The 628-nt window shown below is 40.6% G+C and carries 1 protein-coding gene; it reads left to right on the top strand.

Features of this window, described 5'->3' with window-relative positions:
- Positions 1 to 454: 454 nt before the first annotated feature.
- Positions 455 to 628: ankyrin repeat domain-containing protein (locus tag ACJ5GX_RS01980; RefSeq protein WP_495292647.1), on the top strand; the 174-nt coding region annotated here is incomplete at its 3' end.

The following is a 628-nucleotide window of genomic DNA, read 5'->3' as shown; positions in this document are numbered from 1 at the left end:
CAATTTGTTGCGGAAACGTCTTCCATGATTTCTAATTATCGTATGGGATTTTGTAATTTAAGTGCGTCATACAATGTAAGAAATATGTGTTCTTTATAAATAAATGGATATAAATAATAAGTATATTTTATTAGAATATTGTTGATACCTCAAATCAGACAATGATAGGTGCCTTGATTTTCTCATTGTAATTACTTAGTCCGCATTTCTAGTAATAAGTAGATATCGAGATCAATACGAGCAATGTTTGATCAAGCGTAGATATGTGTGCATGTTATGGCACGCTAAAATATGTGCTAGACCCTTCGTGGGCATTTGGCATGTGTGACGCGCTAAGATACGTTTTAGCCCCCTTCATGGGCAGGAAACATGTGTAGCGTGCTAAGGAACCCATGTGTTAGCTCTCGTCGGTTGGTTGGTAGGGACTTACTCGGACTCCTCACACAGCGCCCTCATGAGCCCTCTCCCTCTCCAGTCTGTATGCGTGGACGCGATCGATCATTCGGGTAATACTGTTTTGCATTTAGCTGCTAAGAATGGTCACGTAGATGTAGTAAAGGTTTTACTCGAAAAAGGAGCAAATGTTGATGAGAAAGGTTGGCGTGATGCGACTCCTTTGCATTTCGCT

Source organism: Wolbachia endosymbiont of Tuta absoluta (assembly GCF_059414725.1).
This window is presented reverse-complemented; position numbering and strand designations above follow the sequence as displayed.